A 25,292-nucleotide genomic window follows, 5' to 3' on the forward strand; every position below is an offset into this window, starting at 1 on the left:
CAGAGCAAGATGTTGTTGGAATCGCCGATAAGGATAGGGCGCAAATGCCATCGCAGGGCCATAAAGACTTGAAAAGCGTCAGCTCTCGGTTACACCCGTCGGGCGATTTGTCGGCAATGGAAGCATAACGGGGCGCGATGCCATCATCTTTGATCCGGCGCGGAGTGTGGATGATCGGCGTTGCCGTGCTGGTCATCGCGCTCGCCCTCGCCGCCTTGCCGCTGATTGCCTCGACGCGCATCGTGCGCGACCGCATCGCCTGGGAATTGAGCGCCTGGAGCGGTTTTCGCGTCACCATAGACGGCTCGCCGCGCATCGAGGTATGGCCGAAATTCCGGGCAATCCTCAGCGACGTGACGCTGTCGCAATGGACCGAGACCGACGCGCCGCCGGTGGTCGAAGCCGAGCGTGTCGAGGTCGACCTCTCCGCCATGGCCGCCTTGCAGGGCGACGTCCAATTCTCGACGGCAAGGCTGGTGCGACCGACCATCAGGGTCGAGCGTACGGCGAGCGGCTTCTATCTGCCGCCGTTGCCGACCGGCGGCCGCATCACGCGTTCGATAGACACCGCGCGCGGCGTTGTCACCGCGAACCCGCAAAAGCCAGATCTCGGCAGACTGCCTTCCGATCCGTTCGGCACCGTCGAGTTTCGTGACGGCCGCATCGTGACCTCGGCCGGCGGCAAGGACACCGAGATCCTGAGCAGCCTCAGCGGCCAGGTGAACTGGGCAGCGATGAACAGCGAAGCCGCGCTCACGGCGACCGGTATATGGCGCGGCGAGAGCGTCCAGGTCGATTTTTCCTCGGCCAAACCGCTGGTGCTGTTTGCCGGAGGCGTCGCGCCCGTCACGTTCGCCTTCAAGGCGGCGCCCGCCACGCTCTCCTTCGACGGCGTCGCCTCGATGTCGGAGAACGCCTATCTGGACGGCCAGGCGAAATTCGCCGCCCCTTCGCTGAGACGCCTGCTCGAATGGTCGCAGGCCGGCATCGCGCCCGGCGCTGCGATCGGTTCCGTCTCGGTCACGAGCAAGGTGACGGCGTCGGCCGGACGGGCGAAATTCGAGAACACGACGGTAGCGCTGGACAACAATCCCGGCATGGGAGCGCTGGACTTTTCGTTCAGCGAGGCGCTGCCCGTCATTTCCGGAACGCTCGCCTTCGACACGCTCGATCTTCGGTCGTTCCTTTCAGCTTTCACGCCGATCGCTCCGGCCGGCCAAGCGGGTCCCGGCGAGATCGACACCAGCTTCGCCGACAAGATCAACCTCGATCTCAGGCTGTCGGCGGCGCACGCCACCGCCGGCCCGGTCCAGCTGGCCGACGTCGCCGCAACCGCGCAGGTCAAGAACGGACTTGCCGTCTTCGACATTTCCGACGCATCTGCCTTCAACGGCAACATCCAGAGCAGCCTGCGTTTCGACCGCAAGCCGGACGGCACTCAGGTCGAAATGCGACTCCTGGCGTCGGATGTCGATACCGGGGCCTTCGCCACCGCGGCGGGGATGACGCGACTGGTGCCGGCCGGCACCGGCACCGTCTCGGTCATCCTCAAGGGGCCGGGCAAGGCTTGGGATTCCATCTTCGAGAATGCCGACGGATCCTTTTCGGCAACGTTCGGACCAGGCTCGCTCAACGGGCTCAACCTGCCCGCCTTCCTCAAGCGCAACGAACAGGGCGGATTCTTCGCGCTCGACGACGTCGCCGACGGCTCGCTGCCGATAGAGGGCGCCGAGATCAAGGCGAGCATCTCGAAAGGCGTGGCGCGGCTGGACAAGGCGGAGGTCAATTCACAGAAGTACAAGATCTGGCTTTCGGGCATCGCCTCCTATAGCGGACGCGGGCTGGCGCTCTCCGGCGGCGTCATCCCGAACGGGCAGCCTGCGCAGCAACAGCCCGGACAGCAACAGCCGGCGCAGCAACCGGCCGCCGGCGGTCAGGCGGCCGTGCAGGCGCCGCCGCCACCAAAGCAGTCGCTGTTCTTCGTCGGCGGCAACTGGAGCACGCCGTTCATCTCGCCAATCAGCCGGGGCGTTTCAGGCCAGTAATTTCCGAACAGCGCGCAACCGACAGGAAGGCAAGTCGCAGGTCGCGCCCGTCCTTTTCCTCACCCACGCTGCGCCGCCTGCTCGTCGCGCTGGCGCTGGACCTCGCGGCGCTTGTTGGCGATCGAGGCGATGATGACGCCGACCGCGACCACGGCGATCAGGATGGTGCAGGCGGCGTTGATCTCCGGCGTCACGCCGAGACGCACCTGGCTGTAGATCTTCATCGGCAGCGTCGTGGCCCCCGGGCCAGAGGTGAAGCTGGCGATGACCAGGTCGTCGAGCGAAAGCGTGAAGGCCAGCATCCAGCCCGAGATGATCGCCGGCAGGATCACGGGCAAGGTGATCTGGAAGAAGGTCTTCACCGGCGGCGCGCCGAGGTCCATGGCCGCTTCCTCGAGCGAGCGGTCGAAGGAGACCAGGCGCGACTGCACGACGACGGCCACGAAGCACATGGTGAAGGTGATGTGGGCGAGCGTGACCGTGAAGAAGCCGCGATCGAGCCCAACGGCTACGAACAACAGCAGCAGCGACAGGCCGGTGATGACTTCCGGCATGACCAGCGGCGCAAAGACCATGCCGGAAAATAGCACCCGCCCCTTGAAGCGCGTGTAGCGCGTCAAGGTGATCGCGGCCAGCGTGCCGAGCACAGTCGCCACGGTGGCCGAGATGACGCCGACGCGCGCCGTCACCCAGGTGGCGTCCATCAGGCCCTGGTTGTGGAACAGCGACACATACCATTTGGTCGAGAAGCCGCCCCAGACGGTAACGAGCTTCGATTCGTTGAAGGAGAAGACGATGAGCAGCACGATCGGCAGATAGAGAAAGGCAAAGCCGAGCACGATCGAGGTGATGTTGAAGCGGCTCCAGGTGGCGTTCATTTGCCTTGCTCCTGTGCACGAGCCTGAGCCTGCTGGAAGAACATGATCGGGACGGTCAGCACCAACAGCAGGATGACCGCCACCGCCGACGAGACCGGCCAGTCGCGGTTGGCGAAGAACTCGTTCCACAGCGTCTTGCCGATCATCAGCGTCTGCGAACCGCCGAGAAGATCCGGGATGACGAACTCGCCGACGGCCGGGATGAACACCAGCAGGCAGCCGGCGATCACACCCGGCAGCGACAGAGGAAAGGTGATCTTCCAGAAGGCGCCGGTCGGCGGGCAGCCGAGATCCTGCGCCGCCTCGATCAGCGAATAGTCCATCTTCTCCAGCGACGAATAAAGCGGCAGCACCATGAAGGGCAGGTAGGAATAGACGATGCCGATGAAGATCGCGGCGTAGGTGTTGAGAATGACCAGCGGCTGGCTGATGAGATGCAGCGACAAAAGCACCTGGTTGAGCAGCCCCTCGGGCTTGAGGATGCCGATCCAGGCATAGACGCGGATCAGGAACGAGGTCCAGAACGGCAGGATCACCAGCATCAGAAGTGTCGGCCTGACCGTCGCCGGCGCGCGCGCCATGCCATAGGCGATCGGATAGCCGACGATCAGCGTCAGCACCGTCGAGATGGCCGCGATGATCAGGCTGGTCACATAAGCATTGAAGTAGAGCGCATCCTGGGTGAGCCAGGTGTAGTTGTCGAAGTTGAGCTCGCGGAATCCGGCGAAGAATCCGGACACGCCATCGCTGAAATCGAGCACGGGCGTGTAGGGCGGCATGGAGATCGCCGTCTGCGACAGCGAGATCTTGAAGACGATGATGAACGGAACGAGGAAGAAGAACAGCAGCCAGAGATAGGGGACGATGATGACGAGGCGGCTGACGAATCCCTTCGCCAGCCTGGTCGGCAACTGAGCGGCGGTCTCGGCCGATGAGGAGGCGGTGGCGGCGATTTGGGTCATGGCCCCGCTCCTACCTGGTCAGCACGACGCCGGCGTCGGGCCGGAAGGAAACCCAGGCGCGGTCGTTCCAGGTCAGCGGATCCTCGGTGACGCGGGAGGCATTCAACGCGCTCGCCCGCACGATCTGACCGTCATCGAGCTTGATGTGGTAGACGGTCATGTCGCCGAGATATGCGACGTCATAAACCTCGCCCTCGAGGGCGTTGACGGCATCCGCCGGCTTCTTCGACGAGACTTTGATCTTCTCCGGCCGGATCGCGAAGACGATGTCGGCGCCCTTGGCGGTATCGGCGGCATTCTCGACGACTATCTGCGCGCCGGTCGTGCCGGTGATGCGCGTCGTATTGGCCGCCCGCTCGGCGACCTTGCCCTCGAACATGTTCACGTTGCCGACGAAATGCGCCACGAAGCGCGAGGTCGGCGCCTCATAGATTTCCGCCGGTGTGGCGACCTGCATCACCTCGCCCTTGTCCATGATGGCGATGCGGTCGGCCATGGTCATCGCTTCCTCCTGGTCGTGGGTGACGACGACGAAGGTGAGGCCGAGTTCCTGCTGCAGGTCCATCAATTCGAATTGCGTCTCCTCGCGCAGCTTCTTGTCGAGCGCGCCGAGCGGCTCGTCCAGGAGAAGGACCTTCGGCCGCTTGGCGACCGAGCGGGCAAGCGCCACACGCTGGCGCTGGCCGCCGGAAAGCTGATGCGGCTTGCGCTTGGCGAACTGCTCGAGCTTGACCAGCCTCAGCATCTCGGCAACACGCTTTTCGATGTCGGCGGCGGGCATGCCTTCCTGCTTGAGGCCGAAGGCGATGTTCTTCTCCACCGTCATATGCGGAAACAGCGCATAGGACTGGAACATCATGTTCACCGGCCGCTTGTAGGGCGGGATACCGCGCAGGTCCTGGCCGTCGAGCAGGATGCGCCCCGCGGTCGGCTCCTCGAAGCCGGCGAGCATCCTCAGCAAGGTCGACTTGCCGCAGCCCGAGGCGCCAAGCAGGGCGAAGAACTCACGCTCGAAGATGGTCAGCGACAGATTGTTGACGGCGGTGAAGTCGCCGAACTTCTTGGTCACCTTGTCGAATTGGATATACGGCTTGGCGTTCGGATCATTCCATGGCGCGAAATCCCTGCGGATGCTGCCAAGCGATTTCATATCCCCACTCCGGTTCTGTTTCTTTCAGCTAGAACCGCTCATCGTTTCAAGGAAACGCAGAACCGCTTTAGCTTTTTGTTTTGACGCAATCCCAGACGGAAAACTGCCAAGCACTTTTCCCGGAATTGCTCTGTCTCTTTGTTTGACGCAATTCCGGACGGAAAACCGCTACGCACTTTTCCTGGAATTGCTCTGTCTCTTTGTTTTGACGCAATTCCGGAACGGAAAACCGCTACACACTTTTCCTGGAATTGCGCTAAGAAAGCGACCCCGGCAATTGGCTGCCGGGGTCGCTCCTCAGTGCCTATTGGCCGGTGACGATCTTGGTCCAGGTGCGCGTGATGACGCGCTGTGTCTTGGGATCGTATGGCTGCACGGTATAAAGCTTCTTGGTCGTCTCCTCGTCCGGGTAGACCGAGGTGTCTTCAAGCAGGGCCTTGTCGACGAACTGCTGCGAGGCCTTGTTGCCGTTGGCGTAGAGCACGTAGTTCGACGACTTGGCGATGACTTCCGGCGTCATCATGTAGTTGATGAACTCGAGCGCCTCGGCGACATGCGGCGCATCGGCCGGAATCGCCATCTGATCGAACCACATCTGGGCGCCTTCCTTCGGCACCGAATAGCCGATCTCGACGCCCTGCTTGGCTTCCTCGGCGCGGTTGCGCGCCTGGAACACGTCGCCCGACCAGCCGACCGCCAGGCAGATGTCGCCGTTGGCTAAAGCGTTGATGTATTCGGACGAATGGAACTTGCGGATATAGGGTCGAACCTTCAGCAGCGCTTCCTCGGCCTTGGCGATGTCGTCAGGCGAAGTGCTGTTCGGGTCGAGGCCGAGATATTTCAGCGCCGCCGGAATGATGTCGGCGGGCGAATCCAGCACATAGACGCCGCAGTCCTTCAGTTTGGCCAGGCTCTCCGGATTGAAGAACACGTCCCAACTGTCGACCTTGTCGGTGCCGAGCGCGGCCTGCACCTTCTTGACGTTGTAGCCGAGGCCGACCGTGCCCCACATGTAGTTGACCGAATACTCATTGCCCGGATCGTACTTGCCGGTGCGCTCGGTGATGACGTCCCACATGTTGGAGATGTTCGGCAGCTTCGACTTGTCGAGCTTCTGGAAGACGCCGGCCTGGATCTGACGCGCCAGGAAGTTGGCGCTGGGCACGACGACGTCGTAGCCGCTGCCGCCGGCGAGCAGTTTCGTCTCCAGGATCTCGTTGGAATCGAAGGTGTCGTAGACGACCTTGATGCCGGTTTTCTTGGTGAAGTCGTCGATGATCGAGCTGTCGATGTAGTCCGACCAGTTATAGACATTGACGACGCGATCGTCGGCATGGCCGCCTACGGTAAAGAGCGTCAGGAATGCCGAGGTCGCCGAAAGCAAAAGCGCTTTGCGGATCATGATGTTCTCCTTTGGTGAATGTTCCCCTGCCGGCTCGGCGCGATATGGGCGCGGGACGGCGTTTGGTTCGGATTGTTGAGCTTTCCGGAGGGCAATGAGCGCGACCTGCTGGAACCGCGCTGGATCGTTGAGTAGCGGTTCCGGCCCTTGCACCCCCTCCGGAAGGGTATCAGGGCGGCGTCAGCGGCGTTCGCCGCGGCGTAGTCAGAAATATGACGTTGCGGTCCGGCCCCGGTGAGGCCGGCAGAGACACTTGGCAAGATACGCCTGTCTTGTTGTTGCCGTAATCGCAGCCTGCCCGCCCGGCGACACGGTTGTCAATGGCAAACGCTTATGTAGCATCAATTAGGGGATGGCAGGCCTGTAATGCCCGGCCGCTCGGGCCGGGTCTGCCGCTTGAACTCGAATGCGATATGGACGAGCAGCGCCGTGATCACGACCGCGCCACCGATGATGGTGCGCACCGACGGCACCTCGGAATGGACGAGCCAGACCCAGATCGGGCCGAGGATCGGCTCGAAGGTGCCGAGCAGTGCCGCGATGGCCGCCGGCACCAGCCGCGCGCCCATGGCGAAAAAGGCAAGGCCGACGCCGAGATTGATCACGCCGAGGGCGAAGAGAAAGCCCATATCGCGCGCGGAGACGACGAATTCCGTGGCCTGCGAGGCGGCAAAGGCACCGGCCAGCAGCGCGCCGAGGCACGTGGCCGGAACCATGCGCACATGGGCGAAGCGCCGGGTGATCACGGTCGCGAACGAAAACATCACCGCGATCAGCAGCGCCAGCCCGTCGCCGATCGGCGAGACGGCGCCGCCCAAAGATTCCGAGACCATGATGGCGACGCCGGTGATGACGGCGGCAATTGCCGCCCAGGTCCCCGGGCTCACACGTTCGCGAAACAACGCCCAGGCGAGCAAGGCCGCCAGAAGCGGCACGCCTGCCTGCATCAACAGGATGTTCGCGACCGTCGTGTAGGCGAGCGCGACGATGAAGCTCGTCGAAGCGGTAGCGAAGCAGAAGGCGACGCCAAGCCCGGGCAGCCCCATGTCGCGGAACAGTTTCGAGGTGCCGCGCCAGCCGTCGCGCCAGACCATGAAGGCGACGAGGAAGGCCACCGCCCAGAGCGAGCGCCAGAACACCACTGTCCAGCTGTCGCCGACATGGATGAAGCGGGCGATGGTGCCGCCAAAACTCCACATCAGCGCCGACAGGAAGACCAGCAGCATGCCGATCCGCTCCTCGCGCGGCGAGACGGCAGGCAAGGCAATGCGGGGCGAAGCGGTATCGGACATGGGCACGACTGTCAGCGAGTTGCAGGCGGTACGATCCACCACGGACGACAACTCCATGTCCCAATCGCGTAGCGCAAAGGCGAAAGCCACGCGTGATCCAGCATCCACTGAAATATGGGACAAAGTCGCCTGTGCCTCGCAGGACCGCTGAGGCTCGGCGGCAAGCATCATCCCTGGAAATCGAAAGCGCTGAGGCCCGTCACCATCTCATCGAGGCCGAGCGGCCGCGTCACCGGCGGCTCGGCGCGCGCCAGGCAGCCGACGCGCTCGCAGAGCCTGCAGGCCGGACCGACCGGCGTGGCGAAGGCCGTGCCCTGCGCGGTCTTGCCGGCGGCCGGCCCTGGCAGCGCCGCGCTGTAGACGATCTCGTCGCGAAAGCCGATGTCGCAGCCGAGCAGAAGCGCCGTGCGCCGCGGCCGCTCGGAGAAGGCGCCTTGCGGCCCTTCGAGCGTGCGGGCGATGCAGAGGAACTCGGCGCCGTCGGGCATTTCCACCGCCTCGACCAGGATCCGGCCAGGCTGCGAAAAGGCCGCATGTACGGGAAGCTTCGGACAAGCGCCGCCGAAACGGCTTTGCGGATAGCCCTGGCTGCCGGCCTTGCGGAAGCGGTTGCCGGCATTGTCGACCTCCAGCATGAAGAACGGCACGCCCGCCGCGCCCGGCCGCTGCAGCATGGTCAGGCGGTTTGCCGCCTGTTCGAAGGACACGCCGAAACGCGAGCGCAGAACGTCGATATCGTAGCGGGCGCGGACGGCCGCCGCATGAAAGGCCTGATAGGGCATCATCAGGGCGTGCGCGGCATAGCGGCCGAGCTCGAAGCGGGCGAGCCGGCGCGCCTCGTCGGTCGCCAGCTTCAACGCCTGGATCTCAGCGGCCACGGCGACGGTCATGCGCATCAGGCTCGCTTCCATGGCGACCTCGCGCAACTGATCGAAGGGGGAGAGCCGCTCGGACAGGAACAGGCGTTGCGAATGGCGGTCATAACGCCTGCGCCAGTTCGGCATGGTGGCGACCGGCAGCACCTTGACCACGATGCCGTGCTCACGCCTCAGCCAAGCTTTCAGCGCCCCGAACAGGTCGTCTCCAGGATCGAGCAGCGAAATGAAGGCTTCCGCTTCCTCCTCCAGCGCGGCGAAATGGTTCGGCCGACGCTCGAAGGTCTCGTGCACTTCATCGACAGGCAGCCGCGTGCCGGACAATGCGGTCGCCCTGCCTTCGCGCGCCAGAAGCTCATTGAGATCCGATAGCCGCTCGGCCTGCTCGCGATAGGCGCGAAACAGCTTTACCATGGCCGTGGAGGCGTTCGGCGCGATTTCGGCGAGATCGATCAGTTCCTGGTCCCCCGGCAATTCGCCGGCCAACAGCGGATCGCCGAACACTTCCTTCAGCGCCGCGATCGACCCTTTGGTCTCGCCCTGCAGTTCGTGCGGGTCGATCTTGTAGACGGACGCCAGCTTGAGGATCAACTGAACCGTCAGCGGCCGCTGGTTGCGCTCGATGAGGTTGAGATAGGACGGCGAGATGGCCAGCCCTTCGGCCATCGCCGTCTGGGTCAGCCCCTTGGCGTTGCGAAGCCGGCGGATGCGCGACCCGGCAAAGATCTTCTGGTCGACCAATCATCTATCCTTGACAAGAATTTACACGGAAGCGCGTGGTCGCCGCCGCCTATCCCCCTTTTACAATCATGACAAATTTACAGCACCAACCTGTCAAACACAACACAGTTTTTCTCTTATTTTTGGCAGGAACCCTTGGTTTTTCTGGCCCTTTTTGCGTCGCAATGTAAATGATGTCACACACCAACGGCGCCGAAATGACTTCCGCGAAAGCGCCATCCGAAGAAGCAGAACCGATCTGGAGCAACCGATGACTGATTTTTACAACCTCGTCCCGTCCGCGCCGGAAGGCCGTTTCGACGGCATCGAACGGCCCTATTCACCCGAGGACGTGAAGCGGCTGCGCGGTTCGGTCCAGATTCGCCAAACGCTTGCCGAAATGGGTGCGAACCGGCTGTGGAAGCTCATCCACGAGGAAGACTTCGTCAACGCGCTCGGCGCCATGTCGGGCAACCAGGCCATGCAGCAGGTCAGGGCGGGCTTGAAGGCGATCTATCTGTCGGGCTGGCAGGTCGCGGCCGACGCCAATACAGCGTCCGCCATGTATCCGGACCAGTCGCTCTATCCGGCCAATGCAGCGCCGGAGCTGGTCAAGCGCATCAACCGCACGCTTCAGCGCGCCGACCAGATCGAAACGTCCGAGGGCAAGGGGCTGTCGGTCGACACCTGGTTCGCGCCGATCGTCGCCGATGCCGAGGCCGGCTTCGGCGGACCGCTCAACGCGTTCGAGATCATGAAGGCTTTCATCGAAGCCGGCGCCGCGGGCGTCCATTACGAGGACCAGCTGGCGTCGGAGAAGAAGTGCGGCCATCTCGGCGGCAAGGTTCTGATCCCGACCGCGGCGCATATCCGCAACCTCAACGCGGCGCGGCTTGCTGCCGACGTGATGGGCACGCCGACGCTGGTGGTGGCGCGGACCGACGCGGAGGCGGCCAAGCTGCTCACCTCCGACATCGACGAGCGCGACCGGCCCTTCGTCGACTACGATGCTGGCCGCACGGTCGAGGGCTTCTACCATGTGAGGAACGGCATCGAGCCCTGCATCGCGCGCGCCGTCGCTTACGCGCCGCATGCGGACCTGATCTGGTGCGAAACCTCCAAGCCAGATCTCGAGCAGGCGAGGAAGTTCGCCGAGGGCGTGCGCAAGCATCATCCGGGCAAGCTGCTGGCCTACAACTGCTCGCCGTCGTTCAACTGGAAGAAGAACCTGGACGACGCGACGATCGCGAAGTTCCAAAAGGAGCTCGGCGCCATGGGCTACAAGTTCCAGTTCATCACGCTTGCCGGCTTCCACCAGTTGAACTTCGGCATGTTCGAGTTGGCCCGCGGCTACAAGGACCGGCAGATGGCGGCCTATTCGGAACTGCAGGAAGCCGAATTCGCGGCGGAGACCCACGGCTACACCGCGACCAAGCATCAGCGGGAGGTCGGCACCGGCTATTTCGACGCCGTGTCGATTGCGATCACCGGCGGCCAGTCTTCGACCACCGCCATGCGTGAGTCGACCGAGCACGCCCAGTTCCGGCCGGCCGCCGAGTGACGACAACTTAAGAGGAAACGCCCAGAGGGGCACTTTACGTCGAGGAGAAGAGCAATGGCATCGATAAGCCGCGTCAAGGAACGGGCCGAGGAGCAATCGAGCGCGATGAGCGTCGATCAACAGGCGACGATCCGCATGCTTGCCAACGACCTGCACAGGCTGAACCAGTCGGTGATGAAGGCAGTCGAGGCGGGTGTGTCCGTGGAGCTGGTGCGTTCGGCCAGGCACCATGGCGGGGACGGCAACTGGGGTGATCTTTTGATCCCGGTGATCGTCACGCAGCAAAACCACAGTTGACGTTACGTCAACAGTCACTTGCGAGTGTCTCCCGCGCGCTATACGTTCGGGAGACTTTCGTTTTTTTCGAATTCCGCTTGCGACAGCAGGGAGAACTTGCGCCCAATTTTAGCAATTCTTTCTATATTCTCATTTTCCACTATTTCTCCTTGACACCGCTGGCGATCTCGCGCCAATTGCGCTCAGGTTTCAACCCTGCATTGAACCAGAGCGCCCGCCAGACATGTGTCCCACCAACCGTGACGACCCTCAAAAACCAGTGAAACCGACGGACCGCGGCGCGGCAGCCCGGATGCCGGCGGATTTCTCCAAGGTGCTTGTGGTCGGCAAATCGTCGATCAACCGGGTTGTCGTGTCGAAGATCGTGGAAAGATCCGGTCTGAAGCCGATTTCGGAGCCGCCCGAGACGGCCGAGAAGGCGCTGGCCAGCCAGATTCCTGGCGCGGTCATTCTCGACGGCGGCCCCGACGACAAGGATTGCGACAGGCTGCTGTCCGGCATCGACGCGCTGCGGCGCGCTTCCGGCAAGGCGCTGCCGTCCGTGATCCTGCTTTCAACCAGGAATGGCACTCCGGACAGCCTAGGCCTGTCGAGCGTGGTCGACGCTGTGGTTGCCAAGCCGATCACGCCTGAAAGGCTGCAACCAGTGATCGATCGCCTGGTCGGCCGCGGCTAGTGCGGTTCACCGTTTCACGGAAACGCCGAACCGCTCTATCTTTTTGTTTGCACGCGATTCCGGACGGAAGGCTACGGCGAAGTCGCCGAACCCGATCGTTTCACACTTCTCCTGGAATTGCTTTAGGCTGGAGCAGCGTTCAGCCAGCTTTTGCGATCGCCTCGACCAGCCCCGGCAACTCGCCGAGATTTGCGATCTCGCGAAAACGCGGCGCCGCAACGGGCGCCTCGGCATGTTCGACCGCCCAGGTCAATTCGTGCGGCACATGGATGCCCCAGCCGCCGGCCTCGATGGCGGGAACCACGTCGGACCTGAGAGAATTGCCAACCATCATGCTGTTCTGCGGACCGTCGCCATGGCGGCTGAAGATGCGGGCATAGGTGTCGGCGCTCTTGTCGCTGACGATCTCGACGGCATCGAAAAGATCGCCCATTCCCGACTGCGCAAGCTTACGCTCCTGGTCGAGAAGATCACCCTTGGTGATCAGCACCAGGCGATAGGCACCGGCGAGCCTTTCGACCGTCTCACGAGCATGCGGCAACGGCTCGATCGGGTGACTGAGCATGTCCCGGCCGGCGGCCAGTATTTCCGCAATTGTCGAGGCTGGAACTCGACCTTCGGTAACCTCGATCGCCGTTTCTATCATCGACAGCGTGAAACTCTTTATGCCGAAGCCATAGAGGCCGAGATTGCGCCTTGCGGCTTCAAGCAAGCTTGCCGAGACCTGGCCTGCCTCGCCGTGTTCGGCAAGCATGGCGACAAAGCGCTGCTCGGTCATACGGAAGAACTGCTCGTTCTGCCACAGCGTGTCGTCGGCATCGAAGCCGATCGTCGTCAAATGGGGGACGGACATAAGTGGACACCGTTCCTTGCAAACGGGTGGTGTAGACGTTGTTGCACCGCGCCGCCAGTCTGAAGATGGTTACCCGCCCGAGGCCACTTAGTGCACGTCGCCCAAAGGTGCGCAGCGGTTTTGGGAGAGCTTAACGCGCGTCGCTCGAATCCGTTTCGACGCGACGCGCCTTGGCGGCCTCCCCTTCCCTTCCCCCGTGACGCCCGGCTATACTTCGAAATCCGCAACACAATCTGGTGAATGATGCCGCCTGAAAAAAAGGAAGTCCGTCCGTCGAGCCGGGGGGGACGCGCCCGCACGCCTGCCTTCCTGAAAAACGAACGCGGTGTGAAGAATTGGAAGGAAGCCAGCGCCTGGCTGGAATGGCGCGGCATCGAGGACATCGAATGCATCACGCCGGACCAGGCCGGCGTCGCCCGCGGCAAGATGATGCCGTCGAAGAAATTCACCTCCAACACTTCGCTGGCGCTGCCTTCGGCGGTGTTCATGACGACGATTTCCGGCGGCTACCCGGAAGACGGCAACGGCTTCCACTATCCGGAGGATGACGGCGACCTGAAGCTGCTTCCCGATCTGTCGACGCTGACCGTGGTGCCTTGGGAAGAGGATCCGACCGCGGCCGTGATCTGCGACCTCGTCCACCAGGATGGGCGGTCCGTCGAGTTCACGCCGCGCAACGTGCTGAAGCGCGTGCTGGCCGCCTATGACGACCGTGGCCTGAGGCCGGTGGTGGCGCCCGAGATCGAGTTCTACCTGGTGCGCAAGAACCCCGACCCGGACTATCCGCTGACGCCGCCCGTCGGGCGCTCGGGGCGGCCGATCGGCGGCGGCGCCGGCTACTCGATCGCCGGCGTCAACGAGTTCGACGAGCTGATCGACGACATCTATCATTTCTCCGAGCGGCAGGGCCTGGAGATCGACACGCTGATCCACGAGGAAGGCGCCGGCCAGCTCGAGATCAACCTGCGCCACGGCAACCCGATCGAGCTCGCCGACCAGGTGTTCATGTTCAAGCGCACGATCCGCGAGGCGGCGCTGAAGCATGAGATCTACGCCACCTTCATGGCCAAGCCGATCCAGGGGCAGCCGGGCTCGGCCATGCACATCCACCAGTCGGTGGTCGACAAGAAGACCGGCAGGAATATCTTCTCGGCCGAGGACGGTTCCGAGACAGACGCATTCTTCCATTTCATCGGCGGCATGCAGAAGCATGTGCCGAACGCGCTGGTGATGTTCGCGCCTTACGTCAATTCCTACCGCCGGCTGACCCAGGCGGCCTCCGCGCCGGTCAACACCAAGTGGGGCTACGACAACCGCACGACGGCCTTCCGCGTGCCGCGATCCGACCCCGCGGCGCGGCGCGTCGAAAACCGCATCCCGTCGTCCGACGCCAACCCCTATCTGGCGCTCGCCGCCTCACTCGCCTGCGGGCTGATCGGCATGACGCACAAGGAAAAAGCTTCGGCGCCGGTGCTCACCACCGCCAACGAGGACGAGATCGACCTGCCGCGCAACCTTCTCGAGGCCGTTGACCTGTTCGAAAGCGACAAGGAACTCGGCGCCATCCTCGGAAAATCCTTCGCCGCAACTTACGCGGCGATCAAGCGGGCGGAATTCGAGACGTTCATGGAAGTGATCAGCCCGTGGGAGCGGGAGTATCTGCTGCTGAATGTTTAGGGGGAATAGGGGAATAGGGGAATAGGGGAGTAGGGGAACGAATGGTTGAGAAAACAGGCTCCTACCACGACCTGGTAGTCTGGCAGCAGGCCATGGATCTTGCCGTGGCAGTCTATGGCGCCACGAAGTCCTGGCCCAAGGAGGAACTCTATGGTTTGACCAGCCAGGTGCGGCGCTCTGCCAGTTCCATACCGGCGAACATAGCTGAGGGTTATGGCAGAGAGATTCGAGGCTCCTATCAGCAATTTCTCCGTATCGCTCAAGGGTCATTGAAGGAGCTGGAAACTCAAATTCTGATTGCCGAGCGTACCGGCATCGCGACGAAAGCGGCGGCGGTTTCATTGCTGGAGGGCACCGAAAGTGTGGGAAAGCTTCTTCGGCTCCTGATCCGCAAGCTCTCGACCGACTAGCCCTACTCCCCTACTCCCCTACTCCCCTACTCCCCTACTCCCCTACTCCCCATGGCCTACCAATCTCCCATTTCCCCCGGCCGCTCCTGGTATGAGGACACGGTCGGAACCCGCCCCGAATATCCTGCGCTCGACGGCGATCGCCAGTGCGACGTCGTCATCGTCGGCGGCGGCTTCACCGGTCTTTCGGCGGCGGCACATCTGGCCAAGGCCGGCACGAATGTCGCGCTGATCGATGCGTACCGTTTCGGCGACGGCGCGTCGGGGCGCAATGGCGGTCAGCTCGGCACCGGCCAGCGCGCTTGGGCGGAAGAGCTTGAAGCCGAATACGGCCTCTCGCGCGCCAAGGCGCTGTTCGATCTCGCGGAAGAAGCCAAGGCGCATCTGCTGGATTTCGCCGCCGCCAACGAAATCGAGACCGACTACATGCCGGGCCAATTGTCGGTTGCGCACAAGCGGCGTTATGTCGACGACTACAAGCGCCATGCCGAGATCATGGCGAGCCGCTTCGGCTATCCGCACATCGCCTTCATGGGCGCCGGCGAGACGGCGGAACGGCTGGGCTCGACGCGCTATTTCGGCGGCACCCGCGACACCGGCACCGGGCATATCCACCCGCTGAAGCTGGTGATCGGCACGGCAAGGGTGGCTGCCGCGGCCGGCGCGCACCTGTTCGAGCGGACGCCCTCGACCGGCATCGCCTGCAGCGGCGGCAAGGTGAAGGTGACGACGCCGAAGGGCACGATATCGGCCGAGAAATGCCTGATCGCGGTCAATGCCTATGGCGGCAATCTGGAGCCGGTGAGCGCGTCGCACATCATGCCGATCGGCTCCTTCATCGGCGCGACCGTACCGCTCGGAACACAATCCAAGGTGCTGCCGGGCGGCGAGTCGGTAGACGACTCCCGCTTCGTCGTGCGCTACTTCCGCAAGTCGAGGGACGGGCGGCTTTTGTTCGGCGGCCGCGAAGTCTATGCCGTCAACGATCCAAAGGACATCCATATCCACATCCGCCGGCAGATCGCCGAGCTCTACCCAGCGCTGAAGGACGTCGAGATCACGCATGGCTGGGGCGGCTATGTCGGCATCACCATGCCGAGGAAACCCTTCGTGCGCGAGGTGATGCCGAACGTGATCTCGATGGGCGGTTATTCCGGCCATGGCGTCATGCTGGCCAACTTCTTCGGCAAGCTCTATGCCGAGACGATCGCCGGCAATCGCGATCGGCTGAAGCTTATCGAGGATCTGAAGATTCCCGCCTTCCCGGGCGGTCGTCGTTTCCGCGCGCCGCTTCTGTTTCTGGCGCTCAACTGGTTCGCGCTGCGCGACAGGATCTGAAGCGGGACCCCCGCAGAAGCTGTTGATTCGACAAGTCCGCTTCCCTTGCGGCACGTTGCAGAATCCTTAACGAACGCGCAGAATTTCGCAAAAAGGCGCAGTGATGCCATAATCGGCGGTAAAGGATGCCGGTTCTGGGCGATAAAACGGGGATTTGCGCGGGCCTGCCCGCTGAAATTTCGGGACCGATGCCGTTCAGCCGCGAACTTCTTGCGGCAAGACCGAAAGAACGTCGGCCCGGTTGTTGGAGGTGGTCTAAGTGAACGTGCCCTTCAGTTTCGGTGCACCGGAACGACGGCGCTTTGCAGTGCAGTTCGGTTACGACATGCAGCCCTCGTTCTGGCAGGGTCTGCGGTCGAACGCGCATCTTGTGATAGCGGCTGTCGGTACCGCAGCGCTGCTCGGTGTGGCGGCGATAGCGCTTTGGCTGGCCCTGCCGGCCAACGAGCGGCAGGCGAGCGCGGAGCAAAGCGTGCCTGCAATCCCGGTCAAGACGACGAAAATCGCGCCAGCCGCCGCAAGCGCAGTCAGCGTCGCCGCCGCGCCGCAAGCCGCGCGCAAGGCGGACGCGGTTTCGCCGGTCACCGCCGCTCGCGAAGCGGCCATCCCGGCGCTGGCAGCCAACAGCCCGCGCTGGACCGGCGCGGGAGCCGAGCCAGCATCGGCCGGGGCCGCGCCTGCTTCACCCACTCCGGCTGCCAAGCCGCCGGCCGAGCAGAAGCCGACCGTTGCCGCCTTCGCCGATTCCGTTGCCGAGACCGATGCCTCAACGGCCCTGTCCAAAGTTGCGGCGGCTGAGCAATCGGTGGATGAAAAGAAGCCGGACGACAAGATGGATGGCGCCCAGACCGCGGCGATCCCCGACGCAAAGCCACAGGTTCCCGAGGCTCAGCCGGCCGGCGACGAAAATGACGCCGCGGCAAAGCCAAACGAGCAGAATGTCAGCGCTGCAGCCAATGGACGCATCCTCAAGGCAGTCACCATGCGCACCGGCCCGAAGAAAGGCGCCGCCGCAATCGTCACGGTGCCAGCAAAGACATCGGTGCAGGTGGTGAGTTGCAAGAAATGGTGCGAGATCGTCTATAACGGCAAGCGCGGCTGGATCTACAAGACCTACGTCAAGACCGGCGCGTGATCCGCCTTCAAAGCGTCTGTTTTTGGCGATCCCGGACGAGGGCCGTTGCGGGCTTTTCCTGGAATTGCTCCGGCTGAAGCCGGCCGGAACGCCAAAGCCCTGTCGCGCCGGGGCGGCTCAGATGCAGCGCCCACCATCGACTTCCAGCGCCACGCCGGTGATGAAGGCGGCTTCGTCCGAAGCAAGCCAGAGTGCCGCGTTGGCGATGTCGAGCGGCGTCGAGAGCCGGCCGAGCGGGATCGAGGCGCGGAATTTTTCGCGGATCTCCGGCGTATCGGCGCCCATGAACTTCTCCAGCATGCCGGTCTCGCCGGCGACCGGGCAGAGGCAATTGACGCGGATGTTCTTCGGGGCGAGCTCGACCGCCATCGACTTGGTGGCGGTGATCGCCCAGCCCTTGGAGGCATTGTACCAGGTGAGGCCCGGCCGCGGCCTGATGCCGGCCGTCGAGGCCGTGGTCAGAATGACGCCGCCGCCCTGCCGATCCATGATCGGCACGACGGCAAGGGCGGCATGGTAGATCGCCTTCATGTTGACGGCGGTGATCAGGTCGAAGGTTTCCTCGTCGACGCCGAGCATGTCGCCGTTGCGATGGGTGTAGCCGGCGTTGTTGACCATGATGTCGACGCGGCCGAAAGCGCTCTTGGCGGCATAGACCATCTCGTCGAATTCGGAGCGCAGCGAGACGTCGGTCTGGGTCCAGATCGCACTGTCGCCGATTTCTTCCGCGACGCGCTCGGCGCCCTTGGCGTTGAGATCGGCGACGACGACGCGCGCGCCCTCCTCGGCGAAGCGCTTCGCCATGCCCTTGCCGAAGCCCGACGCCGCGCCGGTGATGATGGCAACCTTGTTTTCCAGACGCATGGTTTTCCCCATCATTGCAGTCATCCCGTCTTGAGGGTGTCCGCCGCCATTCTCCCTTAGCTTTCGTCACATTCACGTTCTATGTTGCAGGCGCGAACGCTTCCGGAAAGCCATTGTGCCGACAAGCCTGCCGGTAGCGCCAGTGTCAAGGCAACATGTGGGCCCAATCAATGGCAAGCGATTGGTCCTAGATGTGACACCATGGCACTGGACGATTTAAATCGATTAGAATATATCAGCCCCGCTACCGGCGACCGGCATCAAATCGGACTGACCATGACCAGCCAGATCATCCCCGTCGACCCTTTCGACTTCATCATTTTCGGCGGCACCGGCGACCTGTCGGAACGCAAGCTTCTGCCTTCGCTCTACTATCGCCAGTGCGACCATCAGTTCTCCGAGCCGACGCGCATCATCGGCACGTCACGCGCGAAGATGACCGATGCCGAATTCCAGACCTTCGCCAAGCAGGCGATATCGCGGCATGTGAAGCCGGCCGATATCGACGCCAAGGAGCTGGATCGGTTTCTTGCTCGCCTTTCCTACGTTTCGGCCGATGCGACCAGCGGCGTCGGTTTCGACAAGCTCAAGAAGGCCGTCGGCGACAGCGACCGCATCCGCGCCTTTTACCTCGCGGTGGCGCCGGCGCTGTTCGGCGACATCTCGCACCAGCTCCAAGAGCATAAGCTGATCACGCCGAACTCGCGCATCGTGCTGGAGAAGCCGATCGGGCGGGACCTCATCTCGGCGCGGGCGCTCAACGACGCGGTGGGCGACGATTTCCACGAAAGCCAGATCTTCCGCATCGATCACTATCTCGGCAAGGAAACGGTGCAGAACCTGATGGCGCTGCGCTTTGCCAATGCGCTCTACGAGCCGTTGTGGAACTCCGCCCATATCGATCACGTGCAGATCACCGTGGCCGAGACGGTCGGGCTGGAGGACCGCGTCACCTACTACGACAAGGCAGGCGCGCTGCGCGACATGGTGCAGAACCACATCCTGCAGCTGCTTTGCCTGGTCGCCATGGAAACGCCGTCGTCGATGGACGCGGACGCCGTGCGCGACGAGAAGCTGAAGGTGCTGAGGGCATTGAAGCGCATCAACGGCAACGAGGCGCCGAAGCAAACCGTGCGCGGCCAGTATCGTGCCGGCGCCTCCGCCGGCGGGCCTGTCAAAGGCTATGTCGAGGAGCTCGGCAAGGACAGCAACACCGAGACCTTCGTTGCCGTGAAGGCCGAAATCGGCAACTGGCGCTGGGCCGGCGTTCCCTTCTATCTCAGGACCGGCAAGCGTCTGGCGACCCGCGTTTCGGAAATCGTCATCGAGTTCAAGCCGATCCCTTATTCCATCTTCGGCGACAGCGCCGGGCCGATCTTCCCCAACCAGCTGGTCATCCGCCTGCAGCCGGACGAAGGCGTCAAGCAGTATATCATGATCAAGGATCCGGGGCCTGGCGGCATGCGGCTGCGCCAGATATCGCTCGACATGAGTTTCGCACAGTCGTTCCAGGGCCGGGCGCCGGACGCCTATGAGCGGCTGATCATGGATGTGGTGCGCGGCAACCAGACGTTGTTCATGCGCCGCGACGAGGTCGAGGCGGCCTGGAAGTGGATCGACCCGATCCAGAACGCCTGGGAAAGCGCCCGGCAGGAAGCGCAGGGCTATACGGCCGGCACCTGGGGGCCATCGGCCTCCATCGCGCTGATCGAACGTGACGGACGGACATGGCACGAGAGCAACTGAGCCTGCCTGCCTATAACTGGGACGGCTTCGCCGACCGGCAGCAGCTGGCGGCCGCCCTCGCCGGCAACGTCGCCGCCCGGTTGACCAAAGCGATTGCCGAGCGCGGCACGGCGCTGCTCGCCGTGTCCGGCGGCACGACGCCGGCAAGGTTCCTCACCGCCCTCTCCTCGATCCCGATCGCCTGGGACAAGGTCACGGTGACGCTGGTCGACGAGCGTTTCGTGCCGCCCTCCTCGCCGCGCTCCAATGCCGGGCTGGTGGCTGCCAACCTGCTCCAGAACAACGCCGCGGCCGCGCATTTCGTGCCGCTCTACCATGAAGCGGCGAGCATCGAGGACGCAGCCGCCTCGGACAGCGAGGCCCTGCAATCATTGGCATGGCCGCTCGACGTCGTGGTGCTCGGCATGGGCGGCGACGGCCACACGGCCTCCTTCTTTCCCGATGCCGGCAATCTCGCTGAATTGCTCGACCCGTCGTCGCAGCGGATCGTGCTGCCGGTGAACGCACCGAGCGCAGGCGAGCCGCGGCTGACGCTTTCGATGGCGCGGATAGTTGCCGCCGGCTTCATCGCGCTCCACATCGAGGGAGTGGACAAGCGAACCGCCTTCGACGGCGCGATGGGAGTAGGCGTGAAAAAGCCTATCCGCAAAGTGATCGAGGCGGCGCCAATACCGGTAGAGGTGTTCTGGGCACCCTGATTTCACGAAGAAGCAGCCCCGGAGGCTGTGGGAGGACGTTTTCCGGGGCTCGAAAGGACCAGCCATGACAGCCAGACGCGATATCGAAGCCATCACGGAACGCATCCGCCAACGCTCGAAAGCCGGCCGCGAGGCCTATCTCGGCCGGATCGCGGAGGCATCCGGCCGCGCCGCCAACCGGGCGGTGCTGTCCTGCGGCAACCTTGCCCACGGCTTTGCCGTCTGCAGCCCGTCGGAGAAAGTCGCGCTCGGCGGCGACCGCGTGCCCAATCTCGGCATCATCACCTCCTACAACGACATGCTGTCGGCGCATCAGCCCTTTGAGACCTTTCCGGCGCTGATCAAGGAAGCGGCGCGCGAGGCCGGCGGCATCGCCCAGGTGGCGGGCGGCGTGCCGGCGATGTGCGACGGCGTCACGCAAGGCCAGCCGGGCATGGAACTGTCGCTGTTCTCGCGCGACGTGATCGCCATGGCGGCTGCGATCGGCCTCTCGCACAACATGTTCGATGCCGCCGTCTTCCTCGGCGTCTGCGACAAGATCGTGCCCGGGCTGGTGATCGCGGCGCTCACCTTCGGCCACCTGCCGGCCGTCTTCATCCCGGCCGGACCGATGACGTCGGGCCTGCCGAACGACGAGAAGGCCAAGGTCCGCCAGCTCTATGCAGAGGGCAAGGCAGGCCGCGCCGAACTGCTCGAGGCGGAGTCCAAATCCTATCACGGGCCGGGCACCTGCACCTTCTACGGCACCGCCAATTCCAACCAGATGCTGATGGAGATCATGGGCCTGCACATGCCCGGCGCCTCCTTCGTCAATCCGGGCACGCCGCTGCGGGACGCGTTGACCAAGGAGGCGGCGAAGCGCGCGCTGGCGATCACCGCGCTCGGCAATGCCTATACGCCGGTCGGTCGCATGATCGACGAGCGATCGATCGTCAACGGCGTGGTCGGCCTGCACGCGACCGGCGGCTCGACCAACCACACCATCCACCTTATCGCCATGTCCGCCGCTGCCGGCATCGCGCTGACCTGGCAGGACATTTCCGACCTGTCAGAGGCCGTGCCGCTGCTCGCACGCGTCTATCCGAACGGACTCGCCGACGTGAACCATTTCCACGCCGCGGGCGGGCTCGGCTTCCTGATCCGCGAGCTGCTCGATGAAGGCATCCTGCACGAGGACGTTCAGACGGTCTGGGGCGAAGGCTTGCGGCCCTATGCGGTCGAGGCGAAGCTCGGCGCCGATGGAAGCGTGCTGCGCGAGGCGGCGCCGCTCAAGAGCGGCGACGAGAAGGTGCTGGCGCCGTTCAAGAAGGCGTTCCAGCCGACCGGCGGACTGAAGGTGCTTGCCGGCAATCTCGGTCATGCCGTCATCAAGACCTCGGCCGTCAAGCCCGAGCGCCGCGTCATCGAGGCGCCGGCCAAGGTGTTCGACAGCCAGCAGGGGCTGAACGACGCCTTCAAGGCCGGCACGCTTACAGGCGATTTCATCGCCGTCATCCGCTTCCAGGGGCCGAAGGCCAACGGCATGCCGGAGCTGCACAAGCTGACCACCGTGCTCGGCGTCCTGCAGGACCGCGGCCAGCGCGTCGCGCTGGTGACGGACGGGCGCATGTCGGGCGCCTCCGGCAAGGTGCCGGCGGCGATCCATGTGACGCCGGAAGCGGTCGAGGACGGACCTATCGCCAGGATCCACGACGGCGACATCATCCGGCTCGACGCCGATGCCGGCACGCTGGAAGTGCTGGTGCCGGGGACGGAATTCGCGCTGCGCCGCACGGCGGACGCCGACCTCATCGGCAACGAATTCGGCTTCGGCCGCGAGCTGTTCGCCGGGTTCCGGCAGCTGGTCGGCCGCGCCGACCACGGCGCCGCCGCCTTCGCAAACGCCTGACGGCTTCCCCAATGTACTCCAAGAAAAAGGGCGGCTCCGGGCCGCCCTTTTTGTTTGTTCGCCGACAGCGATGCCTACTGCACCGTAACCTCGGACCGCTCGCCGGCCTTGATCGTCACCGGCACTTCCTTCTCCTGACCTTCAGCCGACATGTGCCGAACGACGACATAGTCGCCGGCAGGAACTGTCTGCTGCCAGCTGTCGCCATAGCTCAAGCCCAGCGACTTGCGCTTGCCCTCGATGTCCTTCTTCGACGAGAACACCTCGATCGAGTAGGCGCCGGGCGCCGACATCGCCAGCACGCCGGCGTCCAGCGTGACCTTGATGTCCTGGTTGTCGCCGGCCTTGATGCTGAAGGGCTGTTCGGAGACGGTAAGATCGAGCGTGGTGATGGCGACATAATCGTCCGGCGGCAACCAGAACTTGCTGTCGGAGCCATAAGAGTGCTCGACACTCTCGCGACTGCCGTCGATCTTCTTCTTCGCCTTGACGATCTCGAAGCCGATACCGGAATTGTCGGCCTTGTCGCCACCGGCGGTGTAGTAGGCGTTGAGCACGGCGTGGCCGACGCCGACGACGACGTCCTTCTCGACGGTCTGCCCGGCGGTAAGCTGGACGGTCTCGGTCGCGGTGCCGGCGCCGATCTGCACCGTCACCTTCTGCTCGCCGGCGGGGACGGTCGCCTTGGCGTCGCCATAGTGTGTGGTGCTGCCGCCCGGATAGTTGAAGTCGACACGCGCCTCGCCGCTGATCTCCGAGCCCTGGCTCGCATGCGGATGGATGACCAAGGTGCCGCCGTTCAGCGTGAACAGCGGCTTATAGACCTGACCGGCCTCTATTTTGATCTTCTGCTCGCTCCTTGCCTCGTCGTCGCGGCCGACGACGATGTAGTCGCCCGGCTCGAGGTTGGTCTTGAGCTCACCATACTCGGTCATGACCTGATCGCCGCGCGAGCCATCGGCCGCGGCTTTGTAAATCTCCCAGGCATTGCCATCGGTGATCGGATCGCCGCCCTCAGCCATGACCACGCTCGGCATGAAATTGAATTCAGGCTTGGCGGGTTCGGGCGCCGGCGCCGGTGCGGGAGCCGGGGTGGGCTCTGGCGCGGGAGCCGGCGTCGCGACGGTTTCGACGAGCGCCTGCTGCAGCGCCTTCTCGTCGGAAGCCTGGATGTATTTGCCGCCGGTATTTTCGGCGAGGCAGGCGATCTGCTTGCCCTCGTCGGCGGTCAGGCCGAAGCCGACCACGTCGGCGGTGAAGTCGACGCCGGTTTCCTTCAGCTCCTTGCCGAGCGCGCAAGGATCGCCGCCGCAGGTCTCCAGCCCATCGGTGATGAGGACGACGGTGGCCTTGTCCTCGGTGTATTTCAGTGCCTCGGCCGCCTGCTTGACGGCCGCCGTCAGCGGCGTCTTGCCGAGGAATTTCATGCTGTCGGCGGCAGCCGAAATCGCGCTCGCCGAACCAGCCTGCGGCGGCACGATCAGCTCGATATCCTCGCAGCTGCCCTTGGTGCGATGGCCGTAGGCCATGAAGCCGATCTCGTCATCGGCGGGTACCGACTGCAGCACCGTCCGCAGCGATTCGCGCGCGATCTCGAGCTTCGGCTTGCCGTCGATCTGGGCCCACATGGAGCCGGATGCGTCGAGAATGATGATGACCTTGTTGGCGGCAAAGCCAAACGTGGTCGTCGACAAAAGGAGGATCGCCGCAGCGACGCTCCGTGCCAGTCCCGCCATGAAAATCTCCTGAGTGAGCCCCCTGTCCGCGCCAGAAAAGCTATTTGAGGCGGGCGTTGGAGACAAGTCCAACGGCCGGCGAAGTCGCTCAGTAGGTGGTGCGGCGCTCTTCCGAGGGCGGACGGCCGAATTGCAGCCGGTAGCTCTGCGCGAAATAGGAATGCGAGGTAAAACCGGTGGCGATCGCCACGTCGAGGATCGGCATGTTGGTCTGGCGCAGCAATTCGCGCGCCCGCTCGAGCCTGAGCCGCATGTAATAGCGGCCCGGCGTGACATTGAGGTGGCGCAGGAACAGGCGCTCGACCTGGCGCACCGAAAGCCCGGCCGACTTGGCGAGTTGCACCGCCGACAGCGGCTCGTCGAGATGGTCGGCCATCAATTCGACGATGCGTCTCAGCTTTTCCGACTTGCCGGTGAGGTCGCGCTCGGGGCCGACACGCTGGCGATCGCCCGCCGAGCGGATTCGCTCGTGCTGGAACTGGTTGGCGACGCCATTGGCAAGATTGGAGCCGAAATCGCCGCGCACGATCTCCAGCATCAGGTCGATCGAGGTGGTGCCGCCGGCGCAAGTGTAGCGCTTGCGGTCGATCTCGAAGACGTTGCCGGTGCAGTTGATGTCCGGGAAGCGCTCCATGAAGCCGGCGCGGTTCTCCCAGTGGATGGTGCAGCGATAGCCGTCGAGCTGCCCGGCCTCGGCGAGCAGGTAGGAGCCGACCGACAGCGCGCCGAGCGCGTTGCCGCGCCGGCCCCAGCTGCGCAGCGCCGCCAGCACCTTGCTCTTGCCGGGAAATTCGGTGGTCAGCCCGACCGACACGAACAGGATGTCGACCGGCGGCATGTCGGCGACGGAATAGTCGATCTTCAGCGGCAGGCCGTTGGAGGCCATGACCGCGTCGCCATCCGCCGATATCGTCGTCCAACCGTAAAAATCGCGGCCGAGCAGGCGGTTAGCCGAGCGGAAACAGTCGATCGCCGCGGCCAGCGAGAACATCGAGAACTTGTCGACCAGCAGGAAGCCGAACTGCCGCCCCCCCTGAACGGGATCGTTCGTGACCGGCCGTTCCACAGGGGCGATTAAGTTCGGCAAGG

The 25,292-nt window shown here is 63.8% G+C and carries 21 protein-coding genes; 11 read left to right on the forward strand and 10 right to left on the reverse strand.

Annotated elements, in window-relative coordinates:
- The first annotated feature begins 137 nt into the window (after nt 1-137).
- Entirely contained in the window at nt 138-2,045 is a 1,908-nt protein-coding gene (locus QAZ22_RS30715; protein ID WP_278204659.1) for an AsmA family protein, read from the forward strand.
- A 59-nt stretch (nt 2,046-2,104) separates the two neighbouring features.
- Here the strand turns inward: QAZ22_RS30715 and QAZ22_RS30720 are convergent, their stop codons facing one another.
- The 6 genes from QAZ22_RS30720 to QAZ22_RS30745 form a co-directional block, all read right to left on the reverse strand.
- On the reverse strand, nt 2,105-2,923 hold the full coding sequence (locus QAZ22_RS30720) for an ABC transporter permease subunit (RefSeq protein ID WP_278075354.1): 819 nt from the start codon (nt 2,921-2,923) through the stop codon (nt 2,105-2,107).
- Nucleotides 2,920-3,885, reverse strand: coding sequence for an ABC transporter permease subunit (locus QAZ22_RS30725; protein ID WP_278204660.1), 966 nt, complete (start codon nt 3,883-3,885; stop codon nt 2,920-2,922). The genes QAZ22_RS30720 and QAZ22_RS30725 overlap by 4 nt, the downstream gene beginning before the upstream one ends.
- 10 nt (nt 3,886-3,895) lie before the next feature.
- Nucleotides 3,896-5,035 (reverse strand): ABC transporter ATP-binding protein, encoded by a 1,140-nt coding sequence (locus QAZ22_RS30730; protein ID WP_278204661.1) that lies wholly within the window; start codon nt 5,033-5,035, stop codon nt 3,896-3,898.
- 304 nt (nt 5,036-5,339) lie between these two features.
- Nucleotides 5,340-6,437, reverse strand: a complete 1,098-nt coding sequence (locus tag QAZ22_RS30735) for a polyamine ABC transporter substrate-binding protein (RefSeq protein WP_278204662.1) — start codon at nt 6,435-6,437, stop codon at nt 5,340-5,342.
- Between the two features lie 341 nt (nt 6,438-6,778).
- The gene (locus QAZ22_RS30740) at nt 6,779-7,729 is read right to left on the reverse strand and encodes a DMT family transporter (protein ID WP_278207992.1); all 951 of its coding nucleotides are present in this window, start codon (nt 7,727-7,729) and stop codon (nt 6,779-6,781) included.
- Between the two features lie 167 nt (nt 7,730-7,896).
- On the reverse strand, nt 7,897-9,345 hold the full coding sequence (locus QAZ22_RS30745; protein ID WP_278204663.1) for an XRE family transcriptional regulator: 1,449 nt from the start codon (nt 9,343-9,345) through the stop codon (nt 7,897-7,899).
- Between the two features lie 250 nt (nt 9,346-9,595).
- Here QAZ22_RS30745 and aceA point away from each other — a divergent pair, with 250 nt between their 5' ends.
- The 3 genes from aceA to QAZ22_RS30760 all read left to right on the forward strand — a co-directional run bounded on the left by aceA (nt 9,596) and on the right by QAZ22_RS30760 (nt 11,858).
- On the forward strand, nt 9,596-10,885 hold the full coding sequence (gene aceA, locus QAZ22_RS30750; RefSeq protein WP_278204664.1) for an isocitrate lyase: 1,290 nt from the start codon (nt 9,596-9,598) through the stop codon (nt 10,883-10,885).
- Nucleotides 10,886-10,939: 54 nt separating this feature from the next.
- A complete protein-coding gene (locus QAZ22_RS30755; RefSeq protein WP_126085800.1) occupies nt 10,940-11,182 on the forward strand; it encodes a hypothetical protein in 243 nt (80 codons plus the stop codon).
- A 292-nt stretch (nt 11,183-11,474) separates the two neighbouring features.
- Entirely contained in the window at nt 11,475-11,858 is a 384-nt protein-coding gene (locus QAZ22_RS30760) for a response regulator (protein WP_278207993.1), read from the forward strand.
- Between the two features lie 139 nt (nt 11,859-11,997).
- Here QAZ22_RS30760 and QAZ22_RS30765 read toward each other — a convergent pair whose 3' ends face one another.
- Entirely contained in the window at nt 11,998-12,711 is a 714-nt protein-coding gene (locus QAZ22_RS30765; RefSeq protein WP_278204665.1) for an HAD family hydrolase, read from the reverse strand.
- A gap of 243 nt (nt 12,712-12,954) precedes the next feature.
- Between QAZ22_RS30765 and QAZ22_RS30770 the strand changes: the two genes are divergently transcribed.
- The 4 genes from QAZ22_RS30770 to QAZ22_RS30785 all read left to right on the forward strand — a co-directional run bounded on the left by QAZ22_RS30770 (nt 12,955) and on the right by QAZ22_RS30785 (nt 17,271).
- Nucleotides 12,955-14,388: a glutamine synthetase family protein gene (locus QAZ22_RS30770; protein WP_278207994.1), complete on the forward strand. Its 1,434-nt coding sequence runs from the start codon at nt 12,955-12,957 to the stop codon at nt 14,386-14,388.
- Nucleotides 14,389-14,429: 41 nt separating this feature from the next.
- The gene (locus QAZ22_RS30775) at nt 14,430-14,798 is read left to right on the forward strand and encodes a four helix bundle protein (protein WP_278204666.1); all 369 of its coding nucleotides are present in this window, start codon (nt 14,430-14,432) and stop codon (nt 14,796-14,798) included.
- Between the two features lie 51 nt (nt 14,799-14,849).
- Nucleotides 14,850-16,136 carry an FAD-binding oxidoreductase gene (locus QAZ22_RS30780; RefSeq protein ID WP_278204667.1) on the forward strand — a complete coding sequence of 429 codons (1,287 nt, stop codon included), beginning with the start codon at nt 14,850-14,852 and terminating at the stop codon, nt 16,134-16,136.
- A 259-nt stretch (nt 16,137-16,395) separates the two neighbouring features.
- The gene (locus tag QAZ22_RS30785) at nt 16,396-17,271 is read left to right on the forward strand and encodes an SH3 domain-containing protein (RefSeq protein ID WP_278204668.1); all 876 of its coding nucleotides are present in this window, start codon (nt 16,396-16,398) and stop codon (nt 17,269-17,271) included.
- 117 nt (nt 17,272-17,388) lie between these two features.
- Here QAZ22_RS30785 and QAZ22_RS30790 read toward each other — a convergent pair whose 3' ends face one another.
- A complete protein-coding gene (locus tag QAZ22_RS30790) occupies nt 17,389-18,135 on the reverse strand; it encodes an SDR family oxidoreductase (protein WP_278204669.1) in 747 nt (248 codons plus the stop codon).
- A gap of 276 nt (nt 18,136-18,411) precedes the next feature.
- On the opposite strand from QAZ22_RS30790, the gene zwf reads away from it, so the two are divergent.
- The 3 genes from zwf (at nt 18,412) to edd (ending at nt 22,467) form a co-directional block, all read left to right on the forward strand.
- Nucleotides 18,412-19,881, forward strand: a complete 1,470-nt coding sequence (gene zwf / locus QAZ22_RS30795; RefSeq protein WP_278075368.1) for a glucose-6-phosphate dehydrogenase — start codon at nt 18,412-18,414, stop codon at nt 19,879-19,881.
- Nucleotides 19,863-20,579, forward strand: a complete 717-nt coding sequence (pgl, locus tag QAZ22_RS30800) for a 6-phosphogluconolactonase (RefSeq protein WP_278204670.1) — start codon at nt 19,863-19,865, stop codon at nt 20,577-20,579. The genes zwf and pgl overlap by 19 nt, the downstream gene beginning before the upstream one ends.
- Before the next feature lie 64 nt (nt 20,580-20,643).
- Nucleotides 20,644-22,467 (forward strand): phosphogluconate dehydratase, encoded by a 1,824-nt coding sequence (edd, locus tag QAZ22_RS30805; protein WP_278204671.1) that lies wholly within the window; start codon nt 20,644-20,646, stop codon nt 22,465-22,467.
- 74 nt (nt 22,468-22,541) lie between these two features.
- Here edd and QAZ22_RS30810 read toward each other — a convergent pair whose 3' ends face one another.
- Both QAZ22_RS30810 and QAZ22_RS30815 read right to left on the reverse strand, forming a co-directional pair.
- Nucleotides 22,542-24,203, reverse strand: coding sequence for a VWA domain-containing protein (locus QAZ22_RS30810; RefSeq protein ID WP_278204672.1), 1,662 nt, complete (start codon nt 24,201-24,203; stop codon nt 22,542-22,544).
- Nucleotides 24,204-24,291: 88 nt separating this feature from the next.
- Nucleotides 24,292-25,290: a GlxA family transcriptional regulator gene (locus QAZ22_RS30815; protein ID WP_278075372.1), complete on the reverse strand. Its 999-nt coding sequence runs from the start codon at nt 25,288-25,290 to the stop codon at nt 24,292-24,294.
- Nucleotides 25,291-25,292 lie beyond the last annotated feature (2 nt).

Source organism: Mesorhizobium sp. WSM4906, from assembly GCF_029674625.1.
Classification (GTDB): Bacteria; Pseudomonadota; Alphaproteobacteria; order Rhizobiales; family Rhizobiaceae; genus Mesorhizobium.

Excerpts from the sequence above, each read along its gene's own strand:
- QAZ22_RS30715 (WP_278204659.1), top strand. The coding sequence starts at position 138 with ATGCCATCATCTTTGATCCGGCGCGGAGTGTGGATGATCGGCGTTGCC.
- QAZ22_RS30720 (WP_278075354.1), bottom strand. The coding sequence starts at position 2,923 with ATGAACGCCACCTGGAGCCGCTTCAACATCACCTCGATCGTGCTCGGC.
- QAZ22_RS30725 (WP_278204660.1), bottom strand. The coding sequence starts at position 3,885 with ATGACCCAAATCGCCGCCACCGCCTCCTCATCGGCCGAGACCGCCGCT.
- QAZ22_RS30730 (WP_278204661.1), bottom strand. The coding sequence starts at position 5,035 with ATGAAATCGCTTGGCAGCATCCGCAGGGATTTCGCGCCATGGAATGAT.
- QAZ22_RS30735 (WP_278204662.1), bottom strand. The coding sequence starts at position 6,437 with ATGATCCGCAAAGCGCTTTTGCTTTCGGCGACCTCGGCATTCCTGACG.
- QAZ22_RS30740 (WP_278207992.1), bottom strand. The coding sequence starts at position 7,729 with ATGTCCGATACCGCTTCGCCCCGCATTGCCTTGCCTGCCGTCTCGCCG.
- aceA (WP_278204664.1), top strand. The coding sequence starts at position 9,596 with ATGACTGATTTTTACAACCTCGTCCCGTCCGCGCCGGAAGGCCGTTTC.
- QAZ22_RS30755 (WP_126085800.1), top strand. The coding sequence starts at position 10,940 with ATGGCATCGATAAGCCGCGTCAAGGAACGGGCCGAGGAGCAATCGAGC.
- QAZ22_RS30760 (WP_278207993.1), top strand. The coding sequence starts at position 11,475 with ATGCCGGCGGATTTCTCCAAGGTGCTTGTGGTCGGCAAATCGTCGATC.
- QAZ22_RS30765 (WP_278204665.1), bottom strand. The coding sequence starts at position 12,711 with ATGTCCGTCCCCCATTTGACGACGATCGGCTTCGATGCCGACGACACG.
- QAZ22_RS30770 (WP_278207994.1), top strand. The coding sequence starts at position 12,955 with ATGCCGCCTGAAAAAAAGGAAGTCCGTCCGTCGAGCCGGGGGGGACGC.
- QAZ22_RS30775 (WP_278204666.1), top strand. The coding sequence starts at position 14,430 with ATGGTTGAGAAAACAGGCTCCTACCACGACCTGGTAGTCTGGCAGCAG.
- QAZ22_RS30780 (WP_278204667.1), top strand. The coding sequence starts at position 14,850 with ATGGCCTACCAATCTCCCATTTCCCCCGGCCGCTCCTGGTATGAGGAC.
- QAZ22_RS30790 (WP_278204669.1), bottom strand. The coding sequence starts at position 18,135 with ATGCGTCTGGAAAACAAGGTTGCCATCATCACCGGCGCGGCGTCGGGC.
- zwf (WP_278075368.1), top strand. The coding sequence starts at position 18,412 with ATGACCAGCCAGATCATCCCCGTCGACCCTTTCGACTTCATCATTTTC.
- pgl (WP_278204670.1), top strand. The coding sequence starts at position 19,863 with ATGGCACGAGAGCAACTGAGCCTGCCTGCCTATAACTGGGACGGCTTC.
- edd (WP_278204671.1), top strand. The coding sequence starts at position 20,644 with ATGACAGCCAGACGCGATATCGAAGCCATCACGGAACGCATCCGCCAA.
- QAZ22_RS30810 (WP_278204672.1), bottom strand. The coding sequence starts at position 24,203 with ATGGCGGGACTGGCACGGAGCGTCGCTGCGGCGATCCTCCTTTTGTCG.